At 63.4% G+C, this 8,317-nt stretch carries 8 protein-coding genes; 7 read left to right on the top strand and 1 reads right to left on the bottom strand.

Going from position 1 to position 8,317, the window contains the following annotated elements:
* Window positions 1–215 precede the first annotated feature (215 nt).
* Complete coding sequence (locus AC4FWB_RS33590; protein ID WP_491030517.1) at window positions 216–1,097, bottom strand: glucosamine kinase nucleotide-binding domain-containing protein; 882 nt, start codon at window positions 1,095–1,097, stop codon at window positions 216–218.
* Window positions 1,098–1,297: 200 nt separating this feature from the next.
* On the opposite strand from AC4FWB_RS33590, the gene AC4FWB_RS33585 reads away from it, so the two are divergent.
* From AC4FWB_RS33585 to AC4FWB_RS33555, 7 genes are all read left to right on the top strand, one after another.
* The gene (locus AC4FWB_RS33585; protein WP_491030516.1) at window positions 1,298–2,206 is read left to right on the top strand and encodes an N-acetylmuramic acid 6-phosphate etherase; all 909 of its coding nucleotides are present in this window, start codon (window positions 1,298–1,300) and stop codon (window positions 2,204–2,206) included.
* Window positions 2,207–2,258: 52 nt separating this feature from the next.
* A complete protein-coding gene (locus tag AC4FWB_RS33580) occupies window positions 2,259–3,518 on the top strand; it encodes an ABC transporter substrate-binding protein (RefSeq protein ID WP_491030515.1) in 1,260 nt (419 codons plus the stop codon).
* Window positions 3,519–3,742: 224 nt separating this feature from the next.
* Window positions 3,743–4,672 carry a carbohydrate ABC transporter permease gene (locus AC4FWB_RS33575; protein WP_491030514.1) on the top strand — a complete coding sequence of 310 codons (930 nt, stop codon included), beginning with the start codon at window positions 3,743–3,745 and terminating at the stop codon, window positions 4,670–4,672.
* Between the two features lie 8 nt (window positions 4,673–4,680).
* Window positions 4,681–5,520, top strand: coding sequence for a carbohydrate ABC transporter permease (locus AC4FWB_RS33570; protein ID WP_491030513.1), 840 nt, complete (start codon window positions 4,681–4,683; stop codon window positions 5,518–5,520).
* The gene (locus AC4FWB_RS33565) at window positions 5,517–5,984 is read left to right on the top strand and encodes a DUF4304 domain-containing protein (RefSeq protein WP_491030512.1); all 468 of its coding nucleotides are present in this window, start codon (window positions 5,517–5,519) and stop codon (window positions 5,982–5,984) included. Before AC4FWB_RS33570 ends, AC4FWB_RS33565 begins: the two co-directional genes overlap by 4 nt.
* Window position 5,985: 1 nt before the next feature.
* Window positions 5,986–7,041 carry a Gfo/Idh/MocA family protein gene (locus tag AC4FWB_RS33560; RefSeq protein ID WP_491030511.1) on the top strand — a complete coding sequence of 352 codons (1,056 nt, stop codon included), beginning with the start codon at window positions 5,986–5,988 and terminating at the stop codon, window positions 7,039–7,041.
* A gap of 15 nt (window positions 7,042–7,056) precedes the next feature.
* Window positions 7,057–8,055 (top strand): ABC transporter ATP-binding protein, encoded by a 999-nt coding sequence (locus tag AC4FWB_RS33555; RefSeq protein WP_491030510.1) that lies wholly within the window; start codon window positions 7,057–7,059, stop codon window positions 8,053–8,055.
* Window positions 8,056–8,317: the final 262 nt, after the last annotated feature.

Raw genomic sequence — 8,317 nt, 5'->3', positions numbered from 1 at the left:
GCATGGCGAAGATCTGGTCGGCGGCGCTCATCGCGGCGCCTCCGGCAGCATGGCGAAGATCTGGTCGGCGGCGCTCATCGCGGCGCCTCCGGCAGCATGGCGAAGATCTGGTCGGCGGCGCTCATCGCGGCGCCTCCGGCAGCATGGCGAAGATCTGGTCGGCGGCGCTCATCGCGGCGCCTCCGGCAGCATGGCGAAGATCTGGTCGGCGGCGCTCATCGGCCAGCCCCCAACTTGCCGGCGAAGATGCGCACGGCCATCTGCACGGCGCCGCCAAGCGCGTCGTCGAGCGGGGCCTTCAGCAGCGCCTGGTAACGCGCCGACAGGCGCGGCGCATAGAGCGGCGCCAGGCCGCCGAGCAGGCAGAGCGGCGCGTCGTCGGCGAGATCGAGCGCGCCGAGCGAGGCCTCGACATCGGCAACCGCCTTGTCGAGGATCCAGTTGGCGACAGGGTCGCCCTTTTCGGCATGTTCGAAGACTTTTGGCGCGAAGCCGCCGAAGTCGCCGGGCTTGGCGTTGGTGGTGAACTCGACCACGTCCTCCGGATTGTTGCGGAAGACGGCAAGCATCGCTTCCGTCAAGGGCGAGCCGGGGCGGATGCCGTCATAGGCAAGCAGCGTCTGCTCGAGCAGATCGCGGCCGATGCGGGCGCCGCTGCCCTGGTCGCCGACCTGGAAGCCCCAGCCGCCGATGGCGCGCGACTTGCCTTTCTTACGCGCCATATAGGCGGTGCCGGTGCCGAGAATGGCCATGGCGCCGTCGCCGGAACCGACCGCGCCTTCGAGCGCGATCTCGGCATCGGTTTCGACGCGGCTTTTGCTGAAGGGCAGGATTGCTTCAAGCTGCTGCCTGTAGGTGCCGACATTGGCGCCGGCAAGGCCGAGGATGGCCGGCGTTTGCGGGATCAGCTCCGGATCATGGCCGGCGGCGACAAACGCCTGCCTCGCCGCCTCGACGATGTTGGCGCGGGCGCCGGTGAGATCGGTGCGGATGTTGGCCGCGCCGCTCTTGGCGCGGCCGACGACAGCGCCGTCGACGGTCGCAAGGGCCGCCCTGCAGCTGGTGCCGCCGCCATCGATGCCAAGCACGAATTTCACGCGATTTCTCCTCGAGCACGGATAATACCAATAAAATACCAATAGCCAAGCGTTAATTTGAGTTCAAAAAAGATTAAGACGTATTTTATTGAAAAAACAAAGGAATTCGCCGGCAAGACAGTTTCGGAGTGCGAAATCCGTTAATGGATGTGGACAAGTGGTATTTTTTTGGTATTGTCCCCTCAGTTGGAGGACAACGGATGGCCGAGACGCGCACGGAAGCGCTTCACCAGAATGCCGAGGGACTGGATGTCCAGGCCCCGGATGCCATCCTTTCGTTCCTTGCCAACGCGCAGATCGAGGCCGCCAAGGCCGTGCACGGCGCCATTCCGGCCATCGCCGAGGCCGCCGAACTCATCGCAAGACAATTGAAGGCCGGCGGCAGGCTTGCCTATGCGGCGGCCGGCAGCTCCGGCCTGATGGCGGTTGCCGACGCGCTGGAGCTTCCAGGCACCTTCGGCATCGCGCGCGACCGCATCGCCATCCTGATCGCCGGCGGCGATGAGGCATTCCACACGCTCGCCGGCGGCCCGGAAGACGACACCGAGGAAGCCGCGGCGGCCGTGGCGAACGCCAATATCGGCAAGGGCGACTGCCTGATCGCCATCTCGGCCAGCGGCTCGACGCCCTACGCCGTCCAGGCGATCGGCGACGCGCGGCGCAGGGGTGCGGCGACGATCGCGATCGCCAACAACAAGGGCGCGCCGCTGTTCGAACGGGCCGATGTCGCCGTCCTGCTCGAAACACCGCCCGAGCTGATCGCCGGCTCGACGCGCATGGGCGCCGGCACCGCGCAGAAGATCGCGCTCAACATGCTGTCGACGCTCGCCGCCATCCATCTCGGCCATGTGCATGACGGCTATATGGTCAATCTCACCGCCGACAACATCAAGCTGCGCGACCGCGCGGTGCGCATGGTCGCCGCCATCACCGGGCGCAGCCTCAACGACGCGGCGCGTCTGCTCGAAGAGAGCGGCGGTGTCGTCAAGACTGCCATTCTGCTCGCCGCAGGTGCTGCCAACACCGATGCGGCCGAGAAGATACTGGAAGGAGCAGGCCAGAAGCTCAGGCCGGCGCTTTCCGCGATCGAGGGGAGCAAGGGGCGCTAGCCGCTGTTCTCATCAGAACCGAACCTGAAAAAGGTCAACAGGGAGACTGAACATGACGACCAAACTACTGACGGCCCTTCTGCTCGGCACGAGCATTCTCGGCACCACCGGCATGGCGCTCGCCGACGACGTAACGCTCAACATAGAGAGCTGGCGCGGCGACGACCTGACCATCTGGAAGGACAAGCTGATCCCGGCCTTCGAGGCCAAGAACCCCGGCATCAAGGTGGTGTTCGCGCCGTCGGCGCCGACCGAGTACGATGCCGCTCTCGGCGCCAAGCTCACCGCCGGCTCGGCGGGGGACCTGATCACCTGCCGACCCTTCGACAAGTCGCTGGTGCTCTACCAGAAGGGCAACCTCGCCGATCTATCGGCGCTGCCGGGCATGGAGAATTTCTCCCCCGTGGCAAAGTCAGCCTGGCAGACCGATGACGGCAAGGCGACGTTCTGCGTGCCGATGGCCTCGGTCATCCACGGCTTCATCTACAACAAGGACGCCTTCGAGAAACTCGGCCTCAAGGTGCCGACCACGAATGAAGAGTTCTACGCCGTGCTCGACAAGATCAAGGCGGACGGCACCTACATCCCGATGGCTATGGGCACCAAGGACCTTTGGGAAGCCGCGACCATGGGCTACCAGAACATCGGCCCGAACTACTGGAAGGGCGAGGATGGCCGCCAGGCGCTGATCAAGGGCGAGCAGAAGCTGACCGATCCGCAGTGGGTCGAGCCCTACAAGGAACTCGCCAAATGGAAGCCCTATCTCGGCGACGGCTTCGAGGCGCAGACCTATCCGGACAGCCAGAACCTGTTCACGCTCGGCCGCGCCGCCATCTACCCGGCCGGCTCGTGGGAAATCGCGCTGTTCAACACCCAGGCGCAGTTCAAGATGGGCGCCTTCCCGCCGCCGGTGCAGAAGGCCGGCGACACCTGCTACATTTCCGACCACACCGACATCGGCATGGGCCTGAATGCGGCATCGAAGCACCCGGAAGAGGCCAAGAAGTTCCTCTCCTGGGTCGCCTCTCCGGATTTCGCCACCATCTACGCCAACGCGCTGCCAGGCTTCTTCAGCCTGAACAACACCCCGGTGAAGATGGAAGATCCACTGGCGCAGGAATTCGTCTCCTGGCGTGGCAAGTGCAAGTCGACGATCCGCTCGACCTACCAGATCTTGGGACGCGGCACGCCGAACCTCGAGAACGAGACCTGGGTTGAATCGGCCAACGTGATCAACGGCACCGACACGCCGGAAGCCGCGGCCAAGAAGCTGCAGGACGGGCTCGACAGCTGGTACAAGCCGGCGAAGTAGAAGCTCAGGCAACGGACCGGCCGGGCACATGCCCGGCCGGCATTCGAACCGTTCTAGATAGCGATTGTCGGCGCCGCCTCTCGGTCTTACCCTCACCTTGCGGGGAAGACGAAGCCGCACTGTCGCTGGCCTTGTCCACCCCCTAAGAGGACAGCCGGGCCGTGCATCGAGGCATCAGCTAAGCATCATCGACCTGGAACCGAGAGACGGCGGAGACCGAACTCATGGCCGCACAAACACGACCGAAAAGACCGATCCGCTGGCATATCGGCGTCTTCCTGGCGCCGGCGGTGCTCGTCTACACGGCGATCATGATCCTGCCGCTGGCCGGCACGCTGCAACTCTCGCTGTTCCGCAACATCGAGCAATCCCAGGTGTTCGTCGGGATGGACAACTTCCGCACGCTGTTCGGCGACCCTAACTGGTCCGCGGGCTTCTGGAATGCACTCAGGAACAACATCTGGTTCTTCATAATCCACATGCTGGTGCAGAATCCGATCGGCGTCCTGCTCGCGGCACTGCTCTCCAGCCCGAGGCTGCGCTTCACCGCCTTCTACCGCACCGCGATCTTCGTGCCGACAATCCTGTCCTTCGTCATCGTCGGCTTCGCCTGGAAGCTGATCCTGTCGCCGCTGTGGGGCGTGGCGCCCCATCTCATGGACTTCGTCGGGCTGAAGAGCCTGTTCACGCCGTGGCTCGGCAAGGAGCAATATGCGCTGACCGCGCTCAGCCTGGTCTCGGTCTGGCAGTTCGTCGGCATTCCGATGATGCTGATCTACGCGGCGCTGCTGTCGATCCCCGACGAGGTGATCGAGGCCGCCGAATGCGACGGCGTCACCGGCATGGCGCAGTTCTGGAAGATCAAGCTGCCGCTGATCCTGCCTTCGATCGGCATCATCTCGATCCTGACCTTCGTCGGCAATTTCAACGCCTTCGACCTGATCTACACGGCGCAAGGGGCGCTCGCCGGCCCGAACTATTCGACCGACATCCTCGGCACCTTCCTCTACCGCGCCTTCTTCGGCTTCCAGCTGCAGGTCGGCGATCCGAACATGGGTGCCGCGATCGCCACGATGATGTTCCTGATCATCCTCGCCGGCGTCTGCGTCTACCTGTTCCTCGTCCAGACGCGCCTGCGTCGCTACCAGTTCTGAGGCGCGCCATGAGCACCGCTACCCATTCGCTTCCCCGCACCATCGGCGCCCACGCCGTCCTTTTGACCTATACGGTGATCGCGCTGTTCCCGGTGATCCTGGTGATCATGAATTCGTTCAAGTCGCGCGCGGGCATCTTCGGCGCGCCGCTGACGCCGCCGACGCCGAAGACCTTCGACCTGATCGGCTACACCACCGTGTTCGGCCAGGGCGATTTTTTCCACTATTTCCAGAACAGCCTCGTCGTCACGGTCGCTTCGCTGTTCTTCGTGCTGCTGTTCGGCGCAATGGCGGCCTTCGCGCTGTCGGAATACCGCTTCCGCGGCAACACGCTGATGGGGCTTTACCTGGCGCTCGGCATCATGATCCCGATCCGACTCGGCACCGTCGCCATCCTGCAGCTGATGGTGGCGACCGGGCTGGTCAACACGCTGACGGCGCTGATCCTGGTCTATACCGCGCAAGGCCTGCCGCTTGCCATCTTCATCCTGTCGGAATTCATGAAGCAGGTCTCCGACGACTTGAAGAACGCGGGCCGCATCGACGGGCTGTCGGAATATACGATCTTCTTCCGGCTGGTGCTGCCGCTGGTGCGCCCGTCGATGGCGACGGTCGCTGTCTTCACCATGATCCCGATCTGGAACGATCTGTGGTTCCCGCTGATCCTGGCGCCTTCGGAAGAGACCAAGACGGTGACGCTCGGCGCCCAGCTCTTCCTTGGACAGTTCGTCACCAACTGGAATGCGATCCTGGCCGCGCTGTCGCTGGCTATCCTGCCGGTGCTGATCCTCTACGTCATCTTCTCGCGGCAGCTGATCCGCGGCATCACCTCGGGAGCCGTCAAGTGAGCGAGGGGCGAGACATCATCGTCCAGGCGCTCATAGAGATAGGCGGCCGCTATGGATTTAGGGGCGTCCGGGCCACGAATTTCTATCGGGAATGGCCGGAGACGATCTGTATGCTGAACCTGCAGAAGTCCTCCTGGGGGCCGCAATTCTATCTCAATGCCGCCGTCTGGTTTACCCGGCTCGGAGCGGAGCGCCGGCCGAAAGAATACAATTGTCACATCCGCTGGCGCGTCATTTCCCAGATGGACGATGAGCAATCAAAGACATTCGAGCGGGCGCTTAATCTCGAGCACCGTTTGTCTGACGATCAGAGGCTTTCACTGATCAAAGACGGAGTCGATGCCCGTGGCTTCCGACTTCTATCCCGCTGTGACAGCGAAGAGGCAGCTTTGCGCGTCGCCGATGAATGTGAGCCCCACGTGATGGTGGCTTTGAAAGCCCGCACGAAAGAAAAGGCAAACTGAAATGGCTAAACCCCTTCGCGTTGTTGTCGCCGGCCTCGGCAATATGGGCCGCAGCCATGCGCTCGCCTATCACACCAATCCGGGCTTCGAGATCGCGGCCTTGGTCAACCGCTCCGACGTGCCGCTACCGGACGGGCTTGCCGGCTATGGCATTCGGCGCTCCTTCGAGGACGCACTGCGCGACGAGAAGCCCGACGTCGCCGCGATCGCCACCTATTCCGACAGCCATGCCGATTATGCGGTGCGCGCTTTCGAGGCCGGGTGCCATGTCTTCGTCGAGAAACCGCTGGCAACGACGGTTGCCGACGCCAGGCGCGTCGTCGACGCAGCCAAGGCCAACGGCAAAAAGCTGGTGATCGGCTATATCCTGCGCCACCATCCATCCTGGATCCGGCTGATCGCCGAAGCGCGCAAACTCGGCGGGCCATATGTCTTCCGCATGAACCTCAACCAGCAGTCCTCCGGCCATAGCTGGGGGACGCACAAGCAGCTGATGCAGACGACCTCGCCGATCGTCGACTGCGGCGTGCACTATCTCGACGTGATGCTGCAGATCACCGACGCGAGGCCAGTCGAGGTGCGCGGCATGGGGGTGCGGCTCTCCGACGAGGTGGCGCCCTCTATGTACAATTACGGCCATCTCCAAGTGCTGTTCGAGGACGGCTCGGTCGGCTGGTATGAAGCCGGCTGGGGGCCGATGATCTCGGAGACCGCCTTCTTCGTGAAGGATGTGATGTCGCCCAGGGGTTGCGTGTCGATCGTGATGAAGGAGGGCGTGAAGTCCGACGACATCGACACCCACACCAAAACCTCGACCATCCGCCTGCACAGCGCTGCGACCGGACCGGACGGCAAGTTCGCCAAGGAGGACGAGCTGCTGTCGATGGAAGGCGAGCCTGGGCACCAGGAGCTCTGCGACCTTGAACAGGCCTTCCTGCTCAAGGCCATCCGCGAGGACATCGACCTGACCCGCCACATGGACGACGCGGTCAAGTCGCTCGCCGTGTGCCTCGCCGCCGACGAGAGCGTGCGCAGCGGCGCCCCAATCAAACTCTAGAACAAGGACGAAGCCGTGGGCTCGCTGAACATCGAGAATGTGAAGAAGGCTTTCGGGCCGGTCGAAGTGCTGAAGGGCATCGACCTCGAGGTCAATGACGGCGAGTTCGTCGTCTTCGTCGGCCCGTCCGGCTGCGGAAAGTCGACGCTGCTGCGCGTGATCGCCGGCCTGGAGGATTCGACTTCCGGCCGCGTGCTGATCGATGGCACCGACGTCTCCGTCACGCCGCCGGCAAAACGCGGCATCGCCATGGTGTTCCAGACCTATGCGCTCTATCCGCATCTGACGGTGAAGAACAATATGGGCCTCGGCCTGAAGCAGGCCGGCACCCCTTCGGCCGAGATCGACCGCCGCATCAAGATCGCCTCCGCCATGCTGTCGCTCGAGCCTTATCTCGAGCGCCGTCCGGCGGAGCTCTCGGGCGGGCAGCGCCAGCGCGTCGCCATCGGCCGCGCCGTGGTGCGCGAGCCCAAGCTCTTTCTCTTCGACGAGCCGCTGTCGAACCTCGATGCGGCGCTGCGCGTCAACACCCGTCTGGAGATCGCGCAACTGCACCGACGGCTGACGGCGACGATGATCTACGTCACCCACGACCAGGTCGAGGCGATGACGCTGGCCGACAAGATCGTCGTGCTCAATGCCGGCCGGATCGAGCAGATCGGCAGCCCGATGGAACTCTATAATTCGCCGGCCAACGACTTCGTCGCCGGCTTCATCGGCTCGCCGAAGATGAACTTCATCGACGGCGCCAAATTGGGCGAGACGGCCAAGACCGTCGGCGTGCGGCCCGAGCACCTGACCGTCGACACGAAGTCCGGCGCCTGGAAAGGCACGGTTGTGCATGCCGAGCATCTCGGCGCCGACACCAATCTCTATCTCGACTGCGAAAAGGCAGGAATGCTCACCGTGCGCATCTTTGGCGTCTACAATGCCGAGCCGGGAACCACGCTCTATGCGACGCCGGATCCAGCGAAGACTTATAGGTTTGGCACGGATGGGAGAGTGTTGAAGTAGCGCCTACTTCTCCTTCTCCCCCTGTGGGAGAAGGTGTCGCCGAAGGCGACGGATGAGGGGTGTTGGAAGGATCGCTGCGCTGAAGACTTAAGCGCCTCAAACCCTTCGATATCCAACGCCTCACTCCGTCCAGCACCCCTTGTATCTGCACGGAGGAGACTTTGTGCGATGGAAGCGACTGAGCCTCGAACCGGATGGCCATCCGATTCGAGGCTTGGCGAAGTCGCCCGACGCCCCTTCGGTTACAACCGTCAATGAGCCT

It is taken from the genome of Mesorhizobium sp. LEGMi-168a (assembly GCF_058312955.1).
This window is presented reverse-complemented; position numbering and strand designations above follow the sequence as displayed.